The sequence below is a fragment of the Vibrio sp. DW001 genome (genome assembly GCF_029016285.1).
In the GTDB taxonomy this organism is placed as follows: Bacteria; Pseudomonadota; Gammaproteobacteria; order Enterobacterales; family Vibrionaceae; genus Vibrio.
In genome coordinates, this window is sequence record NZ_CP091975.1 from 463,442 (window position 1) to 478,988 (window position 15,547).

Here is a 15,547-nt window from a genome sequence, read left to right on the forward strand (position 1 = left end):
AAAAAGCTAGGAATCAAAATGGTTGCGGTACGTAGTGCGCACTTAAACAAAGATGAAGAGTTTGAGTTAGAGACATGGGTTTCTAGCTTAGGGCAGGATAATAAAACCAGTAAAAAGCTTCTGGAAGTCTATAGGCAGTGTGAGGCTCACCTTGAGGGTAAGGAGCAAGCATCGTTATTGCTTTGGCGAGGTCGAGAGATGATCGAAATATTGATCACACTTTCTATGGATAGAGCAACCTTGATTGCGGCTCAGTTATTTCCTGTTGTTTCTAGCGGTTTCTTTGAAAGAGAGGCGCTGGAAGAAGTCTATGGCAAAGAGATTATCAAGCTTATTGATGGTGTTGAAGAGATGGCCGCCATCGGTCAACTCAACGTCACCAGAGCGGATTCAGCTGCGTCTGGTCAAGTGGATAACGTCCGTCGTATGTTACTCGCTATGGTCGACGATTTTCGCTGTGTGGTTATCAAGCTTGCTGAGCGTATCTGCAATCTTCGTGAAGTCAAAGATAAGCCTATTGAAGTGCGCCAAACCGCAGCAAAAGAGTGTGCCAATATCTATGCCCCTCTGGCCAATCGACTCGGTATCGGTCAGTTAAAATGGGAAATAGAAGACTACGCGTTCCGTTATCAGCAATCAGATATCTATAAGCAGATAGCCAAACAAATTTCTGAGCGTCGAATTGTACGCGAGTATTACATCGATGATTTTGTGACAGACTTGATGTCTGAAATGAAAGCAACGAATATCAATGCTGAGGTGAGTGGTCGTCCCAAACATATTTACAGCATCTGGCGGAAGATGCAGAAAAAAAATCTCGCATTTGATGAGTTATTTGATGTTCGTGCGGTAAGGATTATTGCCGATGAACTTCAAGATTGTTATGCCGCACTAGGTATTGTTCACACCAAATACAAACACCTCCCTAGCGAATTTGATGATTATGTTGCCAATCCAAAACCAAACGGATATCAGTCTATCCATACCGTTATCCTTGGTCCAGAAGGCAAAACAATTGAGATTCAGATCAGAACGAAACAGATGCACGAGGATTCTGAACTAGGTGTCGCGGCGCACTGGAAATATAAAGAAGGCGCATCGACTGGACGCAGTGGCTATGATGAGAAAATCACGTGGTTGCGTAAGTTGCTCGACTGGCAAGAAGAGATGTCTGACTCTGGTGAAATGTTGGATGAACTTCGTAGCCAAGTATTTGATGATCGTGTTTATGCCTTTACTCCAAAAGGTGATGTCGTCGATTTACCAATGGGAGCGACACCACTTGATTTTGCCTATCATATTCACTCTGAGGTAGGGCATCGATGTATCGGCACAAAAGTGGCCGGAAGAATTGTACCGTTTACCCATAAGCTGGAGATGGGTGATCAAGTGGAGATCATTACTCAAAAAGAGCCGAACCCATCGAGAGATTGGTTGAATAGTTCACTTGGGTTTGTTCACTCAAGCAGAGCGAGAGCGAAGATTAACGCCTGGTTTAGGAAAGAGAGTCGTGAGCAGAATGTAGAAGCGGGTCGGGAAATCCTAGAGACAGAATTAGCAAAAATTGGCGCAACAGTGAAGGATGCTAATGATTACGCACTTCGACGGTTCAATGTAAATACACCGGATGAGCTTTATGCTGGCATTGGTAGTGGTGACTTGAGAATAAATCAGGTTATTAACCATATAAATGCCCTCGTAAATAAGCCGACGGCAGAAGAAGAAGATAAACAAGCGCTAGAGAAACTACAAGAATCAGAATCTAAATCGTCAAGCCAAAGCCACTCCCATAAAGACGCCATCGTGGTTGAAGGGGTCGACAACCTTATGTCTCATCTCGCGCGCTGTTGTCAGCCAATACCTGGAGACGTTATCGCAGGTTATATTACGCAAGGACGAGGCATTTCTGTTCATAGAAGTGACTGTGAGCAACTGGCAGAGTTAAGGTTACATGCACCTGAACGTATTATTGATACGGTTTGGGGAGCGAGCTTTGCGGGTAACTTTATACTTACGTTAAGGATAGAAGCATTAGAGCGAAGCGGCTTACTTAAAGACATAACCACGCTACTGGCAAACGAAAAGTTAAAGATTTCTAGTATGAAAAGCCGCAGCGATTATAAGCGTCAAATGTCGATAATGGATTTCAACATAGAGGTTAGAAATGTTGAAATACTTAGCCGAATTGTTTCAAGGATTGAGCAGATTAAAGATGTCATTTCAGTCAGAAGATTAAACTAGAGTCTCTCAGACACTCTATTCAATTATTATAAAAGGTTAAAAATGACAGCTAATCCTATTGATGAACTGATTTTGATTATGTCCCAACTCAGAGACCCAGAGCACGGCTGTCCTTGGGATCTGAAACAGAATTTTGAATCCATCGTGCCTCATACTATTGAAGAGACATTTGAGGTAGTGGATGCGATACATAATAAAGATTGGGACAATCTCAAGGAAGAGTTAGGTGACCTTCTTTTTCAGGTCATTTTTTATAGTCAATTGGCGAAAGAACAACAGCTTTTTGATTTTAATGACGTTGTAGAAACGGTCAACGAAAAGCTTATTCGTCGTCATCCACATGTATTTTCTCAAGCTAAATTTGAGAGCGTTGACGAAATAAATACGCACTGGGAAGAAGAAAAGGCGAGAGAGAAGGCCAAGTTAGGCAAAACAGAGGAGAGCATTCTCGATTCTGTACCATCGTCACTTCCTGCGCTTTCAAAGGCGAATAAAATTCAAAAACGCTGCGCTAAACATGGATTTGATTGGGATACGCTTGGTCCTGTGGTAGATAAAGTAAAAGAAGAACTCGATGAAGTTCTGGAAGAAGTGCTTCAGGTAACGCCTAATGAAGATGCTGTAGAGGAAGAGCTGGGTGATCTTCTTTTTGCCACGGTTAACCTAGTTCGTCACCTAGGGAAAGATCCCGAAGCGGCATTACGTAAAGCAAACAATAAATTCGAAAAGCGCTTTAAAGGCGTTGAGCGTCTCGTTCGTGAGAAAGGAAAACAATTGGACGATTTTAGTTTGGATGAATTGGATGCAATGTGGGATGTTGTGAAAAAGAGTGGTTAGTGAACGTTATCGAAAATAGGTTTTTCAATTGATAAGATCTGACCAGTCGCGCTGGGCCTTGCTAGAGTGAAGTATCGGTGTCTATACTTTGTTCCGAGAATAAGCCTACCCGCTCAGCGTCAGCTTATGATTGGCGGAATTGATTTGAAGCAAAAAATAAATTAACCAAGTGTGATAAGTTTCACGTTGTGGCGATAAAGGGCTTCTGGTATATTTACATCCCGTCCAGAAAGCACCTTTTTTCCCTCATTCAACCAATTTCAGGTTAAACATGACGACAAATTACATTTTTGTTACTGGCGGGGTTGTATCCTCACTAGGTAAAGGTATTGCAGCCGCATCTCTTGCCGCTATTTTAGAAGCTCGTGGTCTTAAAGTGACCATGATGAAGCTTGACCCTTACATCAACGTTGATCCGGGCACAATGAGCCCAACTCAGCACGGTGAAGTATTTGTTACAGAAGACGGGGCAGAAACCGATCTTGATCTTGGTCATTATGAACGATTCATTCGTACCAAAATGACGAAACGTAACAACTTTACTGCAGGTCGTGTTTACGCCGATGTTCTTCGTAAAGAACGTCGTGGCGATTACCTTGGCGCGACTATTCAGGTTATTCCGCATATTACTAATGAAATCAAAGATCGTGTTTATGCTGGCGCTAAAGGCCATGATATCGCACTTGTAGAAGTTGGCGGTACTGTGGGTGACATAGAGTCTTTGCCATTTATGGAAGCGATTCGTCAGCTAGCGGCTGAAGTAGGGCGTGAACATGCTATGTTTATGCACCTAACATTAGTTCCTTATTTAGCTGCTGCTGGTGAACTGAAAACGAAACCGACTCAACACTCAGTTAAAGAGCTGCTGTCTATTGGTATACAACCTGATATTTTGGTTTGTCGTAGCGATCGTATTATCCCTGCGAATGAACGTAAGAAAATTGCTCTTTTCTGCAACGTACCAGAAAAAGCGGTTATCTCTATGAAGGATGTAGATTCAATCTACAAAATCCCTCAATTAATAAAAGCTCAATCTTTAGATGATTTAGTATGCACACGCTTCGGTATTGATGCACCAGACGCTGATCTATCTGAGTGGGAGCAAGTCATCTACGAAGAAGCAAACCCAACAGCGGATGTAACCATTGGAATGGTCGGTAAATATATCGAGCTTCCAGATGCTTACAAATCTGTTAACGAAGCACTTAAACATGCCGGATTAAAAAATCGTCTAAACGTAAAAATTAAGTACGTTGATTCTCAAGATGTTGAGAGTAAAGGTGATGAGGCACTAGCAGGTCTAGATGCTATTCTTGTTCCTGGTGGATTTGGTGACCGTGGCATTAACGGAAAAATCCTTGCGGCACAATACGCACGTGAGAATAAAGTACCTTACTTAGGTATCTGTTTGGGTATGCAAGTCGCCTTAATAGAGTTTGCAAGAAATGTTGCAGGACTTGAAGGGGCACATTCAACAGAATTTGATAAAGAAACAAAGTATCCGGTGGTAGGATTAATTACCGAATGGGTCGATGGTGAAGGTAAAGTTGAAGAACGTACTGAGCAATCTGATCTTGGTGGTACTATGCGTCTTGGCTCTCAGCTATGTCATCTAGAAAAAGGCACATTGGCAAAAGAGCTCTACGGTAGCGCGACAATTCATGAGCGTCATCGCCACCGTTATGAAGTAAACAACAATCTTCGTCCGCAAATTGAAAAAGCAGGCCTTAAAGTATCAGGCCTATCCGCAGACAAGAAACTTGTTGAGGTAATAGAGAATCCAAATCATCCGTGGTTTGTTGCGTCTCAGTTTCACCCAGAATTCACGTCTACACCTCGCGATGGTCATCCGTTGTTCGCAGGATTTGTAAAAGCAGCTGGTGAATATCAGCGCGGTGAGTTAGAAAATAAATAAGTAATACAAGAATCCGGATAATCGCGCATAAGGTGTGGTTATTCTTAGTTTTGATATACAAATGAATGAGAGGAAACATCAATGTCTAAGATCGTTAAAGTTCTAGGTCGCGAAATCATCGACTCACGTGGTAACCCAACTGTAGAAGCTGAAGTACACCTAGAAGGCGGTTTCGTCGGTATGGCTGCTGCTCCATCTGGCGCATCTACTGGTTCTCGCGAAGCTCTTGAGCTACGTGATGGTGACAAAGCCCGTTTCCTAGGTAAAGGTGTTCTTAAAGCGGTTGACGCTGTAAATGGTGCAATTGCTGATGCTCTAATTGGTAAAGATGCTAAAGCTCAAGCTGAAGTTGACCAAGTGATGATCGACTTAGATGGCACAGAAAACAAAGCTAAATTTGGTGCTAACGCAATCCTAGCGGTATCTCTTGCTAATGCTAAAGCAGCTGCAGCGGCTAAAGGTATGCCTTTGTTTGAGCACATTGCTGAACTAAACGGGACTCCAGGTCAATTCTCTATGCCTCTACCAATGATGAACATCATCAATGGTGGTGAGCACGCTGATAACAACGTTGATATCCAAGAATTTATGATTCAACCTGTTGGCGCTTCTACTCTTAAAGAAGCTCTACGCATTGGCGCAGAAGTATTCCACAACCTAGCTAAAGTACTTAAAGCTAAAGGCCTAAGCACAGCAGTTGGTGATGAAGGTGGTTTTGCTCCTAACCTAGAATCTAACGCTGCTGCACTAGCTGCAATCAAAGAAGCTGTAGAGCTTGCTGGTTACGAGCTAGGTAAAGACGTTACTCTTGCTATGGACTGTGCAGCATCTGAGTTTTATGACAAAGAAGCTGGAAACTACAACATGAAAGGCGAAGGAAAAGTCTTCACTTCTGAAGAATTCAACTTCTACCTACAAGATCTTGCTAGCCAATACCCAATCGTATCTATCGAAGACGGTCTTGACGAATCAGATTGGGATGGTTTCAAGCATCAAACTGATCTTATGGGCGATAAGCTTCAACTAGTTGGTGACGATCTATTCGTAACTAATACTAAGATTCTTGCTGAAGGTATCGAGAAAGGCGTTGCTAACTCTATCCTTATCAAGTTCAACCAAATCGGTACTCTAACTGAAACTCTAGCTGCAATTAAGATGGCTAAAGATGCGGGTTATACTGCGGTTATTTCTCACCGTTCAGGTGAAACTGAAGATGCAACTATCGCTGATCTAGCGGTAGGTACTGCTGCAGGTCAAATCAAAACTGGTTCTATGAGCCGTTCTGACCGTGTTGCTAAGTACAACCAACTTATCCGTATTGAAGAAGCGCTAGGTGCTCGTGCTCCTTTCAACGGTCTTAAGGAAGTTAAAGGTCAATAATCCATTAGGATTGTTTGATTTTGTAACTCTTTAGTTGTTAGTAATATTTAAAAGCGTCTCCTTGTGAGGCGCTTTTTTATGTCTAAAGGAATCTAGGTTCTCGATCTGAAACGCTTGCTTTCTTCCCTTTTAGATTCAGATTCTCAGATTCATGGATGAACCACTAATCTCGCCCCTAGCCCTAATTTATGCTATATATACTTCCCATATCATCCACAATTAATACAACGAGAATAATCTAGCGTGCGTCTATTTACTCTTGCCTTAGTACTACTGTTTTCTTTACTGATCTACACCCTTGTTTGGGGGAAGAACGGTATGCTTGAGCGTACCAATGTAGTGAGTGAAATAGAGGTTCAACAGTCGGTAAACAGAGAGTTGAATGAAAGAAACGCGAAGATGTTTGCCGAAATCGAAGATCTAAGACAAGGGTTGGACGCTATCGAAGAGAGAGCGAGAAATGAGCTTGGCTTAGTTAAAGAAGGTGAAACTTTTTATCGAATCATCGACGACAGCTCTCAATAGGTCGAATGCGTAAATGACGACACCACACTTAAAACCACTTTATGCCATTGTTCCTGCTGCCGGTATTGGTAGTAGAATGAAAGCAGATTTGCCTAAACAATACTTAAAACTACACAATAAAACCATTTTAGAACACACCGTTGATAAGCTGTTAGAACATCCTTGTATTGATAAGGTTATTATTGCCGTTTCTGATGATGATGCTTATTTCACGCAGCTTTCACTGGCGTCAAACAAAAATGTTATCCGTGTCATCGGCGGTTTAGAACGTGCTGATTCGGTGTTATCTGGCCTTGATTATTTATTGCATACAGTTAAGAAACCGGATGCGTGGGTATTGGTACATGATGCGGCTAGACCTTGTATAGATTTAGCTGACATCGATAAATTAATTAAGCAGGTAATAGTGACAGAAGACGGGGGTATTTTAGCGGCGCCGGTACGAGATACAATGAAACGCGGAAACCGTTCGGCATCGATAAATGAAACCGTAGAGAGAGAAAATTTATGGCATGCATTAACACCCCAAATGTTTAAGGTCCAGCCACTACATGATGCACTGTCTGGTGCGATAAAGGCGGGAATTAACATTACTGATGAAGCATCAGCAATGGAGTGGGCGGGTTGTAAGCCTAAGCTAGTTGTAGGAAGAATGGATAATTTTAAGATAACGCAGCCCGAAGATTTAGCTTTAGCCGCTTTTTATCTAGGTGAACGCGTTAGTTGAATGAATATAATATTATCTCGAACAAAATGTAACCATGAAAGAACAATAGACCCTAGCATTTAGGAAGAAGGAAATAGTTGATGATCCGAATTGGCCACGGTTTTGATGTGCACAAGTTTGGTGGTGATGGCCCAATAATAATTGGCGGTGTGTCTATTCCTTATGAACAAGGATTGATTGCGCACTCCGATGGTGATGTAGCACTTCATGCTTTAACAGATGCACTTTTAGGTGCCATTTCGCAGGGTGATATTGGCCGTCATTTTCCGGATACGGATGAACAATGGAAAGGTGCAAATAGTCGTGAGTTGATGAAAGAAGTATACCGACTTGTCAACGAGAAAGGCTATCAAATTGGCAACCTAGACGTGACCATTATTGCCCAGTCTCCTAAGATGTTACCTTATATTCAATGTATGCGTGATGTTATTTCAGAAGACCTACGAACGTCTGTGGATAATGTAAACGTGAAAGCAACAACAACAGAAAAACTTGGCTTTACCGGAAGAAAAGAAGGTATTGCGTGTGAAGCTGTTGTTTTATTAAAGAAGACAGAAAACTAATGACAGATATCCTAGCCGAATTGGCTTATTTACACGGTAAGCCAACTTCAAAAGCTAAATTGAAAGCGAAACCCGAGCACTTTGTTGTAAAAGAAAATCTGGGGTTTGAATTTTCAGGATCTGGTGAGCACTTAATGGTTCGTATTCGTAAAACAGGTGAAAATACCAGTTTTGTGGTGAATGAATTAGCCAAAGTATGCGGTGTTAAATCTAAGAATATTGGATGGGCTGGCTTAAAAGATAGGCATGCGATAACTGAGCAATGGCTCAGTATCCAGCTTCCAAAATTGGAGATACCTGATTTTTCAGCGTTTGAACAACAGTATCCAAGTATTCAAATTCTCGAAACGGCACGCCATAACAGAAAGCTCCGTCCGGGAGACCTCATTGGTAACGATTTTGACATTACGTTGTCTGAAGTGACGGATACAGACGATGTCGAAGCGAAAATACAGCAAGTGATCGAAAATGGTGTACCTAATTATTTTGGTGCGCAAAGGTTTGGTAGAGAAGGCAATAATCTATCTGAAGCAAGACGCTGGGGTAGAGATAACGTTCGAACTAAAAATCAGAATCAACGTAGTCTTTATTTATCGACTGCTCGTTCTTGGATATTTAATCACATTGTGTCAAGCCGGATGAATAGAGGGGTTTTTAATACCCTTATTGCTGGCGATATCGTTAGTCAATCTGATAAGTTGATTGAGATTGATGCAGTAAACATTTCAAGCTCTCAGGTAGAATTAGAGGCAGGTAAATTCGCCTTAACAGCGGCATTAGCAGGTGATAACACTTTGCCTACAAAAGAAGCTGCGCTTGAGGTAGAACAGGCTGTGGTTGATGCAGAGCCTGAGCTGATGGCCCTCATCCGGGGTAACAGAATGCGTCACGATCGAAGGGAAGTACTATTAAGGCCTTTAGGCCTTCGCTACAAAGTGGAAGATAGTATGATCGAACTTTCATTTTCATTAACATCTGGCAGCTTTGCAACGTCTATTGTTAGAGAGTTAATTGAAGAAATCCCGGTAGAGCGTCATTTTGATCAAGGATAAGCAATGAAAATTCTACTAAGTAATGATGATGGTGTGCATGCAAGTGGAATTAAAGCACTTGCCGAATCATTAAAGGATATAGCCGAAATTGTTATTGTTGCCCCAGATCGTAATCGTTCTGGTGCATCAAACTCGTTAACACTAGAAAATCCTTTAAGGGTGGTCGAAATTGAGAAAGACATCTACTCGGTTCAAGGGACGCCAACCGATTGTGTTCATTTTGCATTAAATGAGTTGCTTAAAGATGATATGCCCGATCTTGTGCTTTCTGGAATCAATCATGGTGCTAACTTAGGCGATGATGTGCTTTATTCGGGTACGGTTGCCGCCGCAATGGAAGGACATTTTCTTGGTGTTCAGTCGATTGCATTTTCATTGGTAGGCGATCAACATTTTGAGACCGCGGGTAGAATTGTCCGTGCTATTGTCGAGCAACATAATGTGTCGCCTATTCCGGCAAACCGACTTCTTAATATCAATATACCGGATGTACCATTTGATGAACTGAAAGGGCAACAAGTCACACGACTTGGTGCACGTCATCATGCAGAAACCATGATAAAACAGCAAGACCCTAGAGGTCATGATGTTTATTGGTTAGGGCCTCCTGGAAAAGAGCAAGATGCGGGTTTAGGTACCGACTTTTATGCAATAGAGAATGGATTGGTTTCTATTACTCCAATGCAGGTCGATTTAACGGCGCATGATTCTCTTGGTAGCATGGATACTTGGCTAAAAGGTAATGTGAAATGAGCAACCCTCAAGCAGATAGATTAATAGACTTTCTATCTTCTAGTGGAATTCAATGTCCCAAAGTACTCGATGCAATTCGTCGAGTACCGAGAGAACATTTTATATCTGAAGCGCTAATGCATCAGGCCTATGATAATAATGCTTTACCGATTGCTCATGGACAAACAATCTCTCAGCCATATATCGTCGCCAAGATGACGGAATTGTTAAATTTGTTCCCTAATTCTAGATTACTAGAAATAGGGACAGGTTCAGGATACCAAACCGCGGTGTTGGCACAACTAGTGGACAAAGTTTATTCCGTTGAACGTATCAAATCATTGCAATGGGATGCGAAAAGACGGCTTAAGTTACTCGATATATACAATGTCTCTACTAAGCATGCCGATGGTTGGCAAGGATGGTCGACACAAGCGCCTTTCGATGCGATCGTCGTCACGGCCGCGGCAACTCAGGTTCCGCAAGAGTTGTTAGCTCAGCTAGCAGACAAAGGGTGTTTAGTTATTCCAGTTGGTGGCGATAATCAACAATTGTTGAAAATAGTAAGGCAAGGTGGTGAATTCATTTCAACGGTTATTGAACCGGTTCGATTTGTACCTTTAATAGCAGGTGATTTAGCGTAAAGCATGAAAAGTAAATTGAAACTGAAATTTTGTATAAGCATTTTGAGCTGCGTACTTATAGGGTGCACGGCAACTTCTCCTGCGCCGGTTTCAAGCATCAATAAAGACTACAGTACGATAGAAAGAGGCAGTTACAGAGGAAGTTTTTATCAAGTACAAAAGGGAGATACCCTTTATTTTATCGCATACGTCACAGATAAGAATGTAAATGATCTAGTTCGTTACAATAGACTTTCTGCACCTTATACGATCCGCCCCGGCCAAAAATTAAAATTATGGAGCCCTACTTATAGTGCACCGTCATATGGGGAAGCGAGTAAAGGATCATCCGCAGTCACTGTTGCATCAGTAGGCGTGGGCGCTAATGCAACTCAAGGCACATCAATTGCCTCTGTTTCTGGAGCGAAATCAAGTACTCAATCTGCTAATAAATCGACAACTAATACTAAAAAAGCAGCTTCAAATAATTCAAGTTCAACCAAAAACCCCACTAAAAAGAATGTTGATCAGAGTAAATCAAAAGAGTATGTTGGCTCTAAGAGTAAACAAAATGTTAACAAAACCGTCAGTAATCCAAAGCCAAAGAATAACAAGATTTCTAAATGGATTTGGCCTACTAAAGGTAGGGTTATTAAGAAGTTTTCTTCCGGAGACCAGGGAAATAAAGGCATTGACATAGCAGGGCAGCGAGGTCAATCCATCATTTCTACGGCAGGCGGTAAAATAGTTTACTCTGGGAATGCACTTCGAGGATACGGTAACTTAATTATTGTGAAACATAATGATAACTATCTAAGTGCATACGCCCACAACGACCGTTTGCTAGTAAGTGAAGGACAAAATGTAAAAGCAGGACAAAAAATAGCGACCATGGGAAGTTCCGGTAGCAATAACGTAAAACTGCATTTTGAAATTCGTTATCAAGGTAAGTCTGTTAATCCACAGAGGTACTTGCCTTAAGAAAAATTACTTCAACGACATTTATAAAAAGAATGTCTTGCTAGCTCGCCAAGGGGAGGCACTATGGGTATCAGCAATGCAGCAACAAAAGTCGAAGAGTTCGAGACAAACGAGAAAGCTCTGGAAGAGCTGGGTTCGGGTCGTCTTGTACAAGAAGTTAAATCTAAAAAGGTAGCCAAAGAAGAGTTAGAAGTCACCGCTAAAAGCCTAGATGCAACACAGCTTTATCTTGGAGAAATTGGTTTCTCTCCACTATTAACGGCAGAAGAAGAAGTGTTGTACGCTCGAAGAGCTTTACGTGGCGACGAAGCAGCACGCAAGCGTATGATTGAAAGCAACCTGCGTCTTGTGGTTAAAATATCACGTCGTTACAGTAACCGAGGACTCGCGTTACTTGATCTCATTGAAGAAGGTAACCTAGGCCTTATCCGTGCAGTTGAGAAGTTTGATCCAGAACGTGGGTTTAGATTCTCTACATACGCCACGTGGTGGATTCGTCAAACAATAGAACGTGCATTGATGAACCAGACACGCACCATCCGTTTACCCATCCACGTTGTTAAAGAGTTAAATATCTATCTAAGAACCGCGCGTGAACTTTCACAAAAGTTGGATCACGAGCCTACAGCAGAAGAAATTGCTGAAAAACTAGATAAGCCTGTGAGTGATGTCAGTAAGATGTTACGTCTAAACGAGCGAGTAAGCTCGGTAGATACACCGATTGGTGGCGATGGCGAAAAAGTACTACTCGATATTATTCCAGATACCAACCATTCAGATCCTGAAGTATCAACTCAAGATGATGATATTAAAAATTCGCTTATCGACTGGTTAGATGAATTAAATCCTAAGCAGAAAGAAGTACTCGCGAGACGGTTTGGATTACTTGGTTACGAACCGTCAACACTTGAAGAAGTCGGCCGTGAAATTAGCTTAACACGTGAACGTGTACGTCAGATACAGGTGGAAGGTTTACGCCGGCTACGTGAAATCTTACTCAAGCAGGGATTGAATATGGAATCTCTATTTGATGTCGATCAGATGTAATTCTACTTCGTTAAATTGAAAGGCGTTTGCTTGGTTAATTAATCTACTAACCTAGCAGCGCCTTTTTTCAATGCTTTTAAAGCAGCTTTTTCAAACGATACAACTCATCTAAAGCCTGCCTTGGCGTTAGGTCATCCGGGTCAATATTCGATAACGCTTCTTCTACTTCACTTGGTTCAGGTATTAAGCTGAGTTGATTAGCAATATCGACTTCATTTTTGTTTCCACGTGGTTGATCGGCAAGTTTTTCCAGTTGATTTAATTTTGCCCGTGCGTTTCTGATTACGGTCTTAGGTACGCCTGCTAATCCAGCCACTGCTAAACCGTAGGATTTGCTTGCGGCGCCTTCTTGCACTGCATGCATAAAGGCGATGCTGTCGCCATGCTCGACGGCATCTAGATGTACATTGGCTAAGTGGTCGACTAAATTTGGCAATTCTGTAAGCTCAAAATAGTGGGTAGCAAACAGCGTCATTGACCCAATTTGATTAGCTAACCATTCTGCACTGGCCCAGGCCAAAGACAACCCATCATAGGTGCTGGTTCCTCTACCTATTTCGTCCATTAACACTAAGCTGTGTGGGGTTGCGTTGTGTAGAATATTGGCGGTTTCAGTCATTTCAACCATAAAGGTTGAACGACCAGACGCGAGATCATCTGAGGCACCAATTCGAGTGAAAATTCTGTCAATCGAGCCAATGACTGCCTCTTCTGCTGGTACATAGGAACCAATATGGGCGAGCAATACAATAAGCGCAGTTTGGCGCATATAGGTTGACTTACCCCCCATATTTGGACCCGTAATAATCAACATTTTTCGATTTGGATTCAGGTCGATAGGGTTCGCAATAAATGGGTCATTCATCACCTGTTCAACAACCGGGTGTCGTCCATTTTTTATCTGTATTCCAGCGGAATCAGTCAATTTTGGACGGCAATAACCTAAGCTATCGGCTCTTTCTGCTAAATTTTGCAGAACATCTAATTGTGAAATCGCAGACGCTAAATTTTGCATCTGTTCTAAATGAGGAAGCAATAGGTCAAAAAGTTGCTCCCAAAGCTGTTTCTCTATCGCCAGTGCTTTAGATTTAGAGCTTAGCACCTTATCTTCATGTTCTTTCAGTTCTGGAATGATATAGCGTTCAGCGTGTTTTAGTGTTTGTCGACGCAAATAATGTGCGGGAACCAGATGGCTCTGGCCACGGCTTACTTGAATATAAAAGCCATGTACATTGTTGAATCCCACCTTTAGCGATTCTATACCGTGTGTTTCTCTCTCCTCTAATTCTAGCTTTTCTAAATATTCTGTCGCGCCGTCAGCGAGTGCGCGCCATTCATCGAGTTCTTCACTGTATCCTGGGGCGATAACGCCACCATCTCTGATAACAACAGGCGGGTTTTCTTTCACTGCGATTTCTAATAGATGACAGGTGTCGTCCATTGGCGCGGCATATTGAGCCAGTTTAGCCACGTATGGATTTGATAAGGTTTGCAAATAGCTTTCAAGTTCAGGAAGTTGTTGCATAGCATGACGCAGGCGGGCTAGATCTCTAGGTCTAGCGGTACGAATGGCTAAACGAGCAATGATTCGCTCAATATCACCAATCTGCTTAAGAACTGGCTTGAGTTCGACAAATGCACCTTGATCTTTTATTTCTGATATTGCCGATAAACGCTGATTTAAGGTCTCTTTACAACGCATAGGCTGATGGAGCCAACGTTGAAGCATTCGACTTCCCATTGCGGTAGAGCTATGATCGATTACAGATCCGAGTGTATTGTCGTATCCACCAGATAGGTTTTGCGTTATTTCTAAGTTGCGGCGAGTGGCTGCATCGAGGATTACAGAATTATCTTGGCTGTCAAAGGTGAGCGAGCGAATATGTGGCAGTGCAGTTTTTTGAGTATCCTTTACATATTGTATTAGGCATCCCGCGGCACATAGGCCTAAGCTCGCGTGCTCTACGCCAAAACCAATTAAATCACGCGTACCAAACTGTTGATTGAGCTGTTGTTTAGCGGTGTCTAGTTCAAACTCCCAAACCGGACGGCGACGGCTCCCTTTAATGCTTGAAATAACATCGATAGGTTCAAAGTCTTCAGGAAAAAGGAGTTCTTTTGGTGTGGTTCGCTGTAGCTCTGCAAGCATAGCCTCTTCAGTCTCGGGCTGAGATAACTGAAAGCGGCCAGAGGTAATATCCAATGTGGCATAACCAAATTTGCCTTTCTGGTGATAAATAGCCGCAACTAGGTTATCAGAACGTTCTGAAAGTAAGGCTTCATCAGTCACTGTTCCGGGCGTTATGATGCGAACAACTTGTCGTTCTACTGGGCCTTTACTGGTAGCGGGGTCGCCAATCTGCTCACATATAGCAATAGATTCACCCAACTGAACTAGCTTGGCGAGATAGCCTTCAACGGCATGAAAAGGAACGCCAGCCATCGGAATCGGTTCACCAGCAGACGCCCCACGTTTTGTGAGCGAAATATCTAAAAGCTGGGACGCTTTTTTAGCATCATCGTAGAAAAGCTCGTAGAAATCGCCCATGCGATAAAATAGTAAAATCTCAGGATTTTCTGCCTTGAGTCTTAGGTATTGTTGCATCATTGGCGTGTGTGTGTGAGTCGCTTTTGTCATGGTGACCTTAGTGATCGCTAGTGAACTAATTTTTGTGACGTTAAGGATACTTGAATCGACATTACAGGCAAGATGATTTAGAGGAATTTTGGATCGTCCTTCATCCAGATAACGTTAATTTAATATAAGTGACATTCCTCAATGTCATTCTTTTCGTTAGATATAAGGGCATTGCATAACCATTCATTTTTCGGATTGTCTGCGGTTGAAAATAATTAGCAAATAAAAACGAGTTCTTTGACAATGATTTTTAGAGCGTTAGGATATGTAAATAAACAATAAAAAC

At 42.2% G+C, this 15,547-nt stretch carries 13 protein-coding genes; 12 read left to right on the forward strand and 1 reads right to left on the reverse strand.

Going from position 1 to position 15,547, the window contains the following annotated elements; all coding sequences use genetic code 11:
- The first annotated feature begins 18 nt into the window (after nt 1–18).
- The 12 genes from relA to rpoS all read left to right on the forward strand — a co-directional run bounded on the left by relA (nt 19) and on the right by rpoS (nt 12,623).
- Nucleotides 19–2,241 carry a GTP diphosphokinase gene (relA, locus tag L3V77_RS02305; RefSeq protein ID WP_275135545.1) on the forward strand — a complete coding sequence of 741 codons (2,223 nt, stop codon included), beginning with the start codon at nt 19–21 and terminating at the stop codon, nt 2,239–2,241.
- Between the two features lie 42 nt (nt 2,242–2,283).
- Entirely contained in the window at nt 2,284–3,078 is a 795-nt protein-coding gene (gene mazG, locus L3V77_RS02310; RefSeq protein WP_275135546.1) for a nucleoside triphosphate pyrophosphohydrolase, read from the forward strand.
- 271 nt (nt 3,079–3,349) lie between these two features.
- Nucleotides 3,350–4,993: a CTP synthase gene (locus tag L3V77_RS02315; protein WP_195702185.1), complete on the forward strand. Its 1,644-nt coding sequence runs from the start codon at nt 3,350–3,352 to the stop codon at nt 4,991–4,993.
- Nucleotides 4,994–5,074: 81 nt separating this feature from the next.
- A complete protein-coding gene (gene eno, locus L3V77_RS02320) occupies nt 5,075–6,373 on the forward strand; it encodes a phosphopyruvate hydratase (protein ID WP_275135547.1) in 1,299 nt (432 codons plus the stop codon).
- Between the two features lie 243 nt (nt 6,374–6,616).
- Complete coding sequence (gene ftsB, locus L3V77_RS02325) at nt 6,617–6,898, forward strand: cell division protein FtsB (protein ID WP_195702187.1); 282 nt, start codon at nt 6,617–6,619, stop codon at nt 6,896–6,898.
- 13 nt (nt 6,899–6,911) lie between these two features.
- Complete coding sequence (gene ispD, locus L3V77_RS02330; protein WP_275135548.1) at nt 6,912–7,625, forward strand: 2-C-methyl-D-erythritol 4-phosphate cytidylyltransferase; 714 nt, start codon at nt 6,912–6,914, stop codon at nt 7,623–7,625.
- Nucleotides 7,626–7,705: 80 nt separating this feature from the next.
- Nucleotides 7,706–8,188, forward strand: a complete 483-nt coding sequence (gene ispF, locus L3V77_RS02335) for a 2-C-methyl-D-erythritol 2,4-cyclodiphosphate synthase (RefSeq protein WP_275135549.1) — start codon at nt 7,706–7,708, stop codon at nt 8,186–8,188.
- Nucleotides 8,188–9,240 (forward strand): tRNA pseudouridine(13) synthase TruD, encoded by a 1,053-nt coding sequence (gene truD / locus L3V77_RS02340; protein ID WP_275135550.1) that lies wholly within the window; start codon nt 8,188–8,190, stop codon nt 9,238–9,240. The genes ispF and truD overlap by 1 nt, the downstream gene beginning before the upstream one ends.
- Before the next feature lie 3 nt (nt 9,241–9,243).
- Nucleotides 9,244–9,993 carry a 5'/3'-nucleotidase SurE gene (gene surE, locus L3V77_RS02345; protein ID WP_275135551.1) on the forward strand — a complete coding sequence of 250 codons (750 nt, stop codon included), beginning with the start codon at nt 9,244–9,246 and terminating at the stop codon, nt 9,991–9,993.
- Complete coding sequence (locus tag L3V77_RS02350) at nt 9,990–10,616, forward strand: protein-L-isoaspartate(D-aspartate) O-methyltransferase (protein WP_275135552.1); 627 nt, start codon at nt 9,990–9,992, stop codon at nt 10,614–10,616. Before surE ends, L3V77_RS02350 begins: the two co-directional genes overlap by 4 nt.
- A gap of 3 nt (nt 10,617–10,619) precedes the next feature.
- Entirely contained in the window at nt 10,620–11,576 is a 957-nt protein-coding gene (locus L3V77_RS02355; protein ID WP_275135553.1) for a peptidoglycan DD-metalloendopeptidase family protein, read from the forward strand.
- A 63-nt stretch (nt 11,577–11,639) separates the two neighbouring features.
- On the forward strand, nt 11,640–12,623 hold the full coding sequence (rpoS, locus tag L3V77_RS02360; protein WP_195702194.1) for an RNA polymerase sigma factor RpoS: 984 nt from the start codon (nt 11,640–11,642) through the stop codon (nt 12,621–12,623).
- Between the two features lie 76 nt (nt 12,624–12,699).
- Here rpoS and mutS read toward each other — a convergent pair whose 3' ends face one another.
- Nucleotides 12,700–15,261 (reverse strand): DNA mismatch repair protein MutS, encoded by a 2,562-nt coding sequence (gene mutS, locus L3V77_RS02365; protein WP_275135554.1) that lies wholly within the window; start codon nt 15,259–15,261, stop codon nt 12,700–12,702.
- Nucleotides 15,262–15,547 lie beyond the last annotated feature (286 nt).

Bases quoted from the DNA above. Each gene is read 5' to 3' on its own strand.
- relA (WP_275135545.1), top strand. From the start codon at position 19: ATGGTTGCGGTACGTAGTGCGCACTTAAACAAAGATGAAGAGTTTGAG.
- mazG (WP_275135546.1), top strand. From the start codon at position 2,284: ATGACAGCTAATCCTATTGATGAACTGATTTTGATTATGTCCCAACTC.
- L3V77_RS02315 (WP_195702185.1), top strand. From the start codon at position 3,350: ATGACGACAAATTACATTTTTGTTACTGGCGGGGTTGTATCCTCACTA.
- eno (WP_275135547.1), top strand. From the start codon at position 5,075: ATGTCTAAGATCGTTAAAGTTCTAGGTCGCGAAATCATCGACTCACGT.
- ispD (WP_275135548.1), top strand. From the start codon at position 6,912: ATGACGACACCACACTTAAAACCACTTTATGCCATTGTTCCTGCTGCC.
- ispF (WP_275135549.1), top strand. From the start codon at position 7,706: ATGATCCGAATTGGCCACGGTTTTGATGTGCACAAGTTTGGTGGTGAT.
- truD (WP_275135550.1), top strand. From the start codon at position 8,188: ATGACAGATATCCTAGCCGAATTGGCTTATTTACACGGTAAGCCAACT.
- surE (WP_275135551.1), top strand. From the start codon at position 9,244: ATGAAAATTCTACTAAGTAATGATGATGGTGTGCATGCAAGTGGAATT.
- L3V77_RS02350 (WP_275135552.1), top strand. From the start codon at position 9,990: ATGAGCAACCCTCAAGCAGATAGATTAATAGACTTTCTATCTTCTAGT.
- L3V77_RS02355 (WP_275135553.1), top strand. From the start codon at position 10,620: ATGAAAAGTAAATTGAAACTGAAATTTTGTATAAGCATTTTGAGCTGC.
- rpoS (WP_195702194.1), top strand. From the start codon at position 11,640: ATGGGTATCAGCAATGCAGCAACAAAAGTCGAAGAGTTCGAGACAAAC.
- mutS (WP_275135554.1), bottom strand. From the start codon at position 15,261: ATGACAAAAGCGACTCACACACACACGCCAATGATGCAACAATACCTA.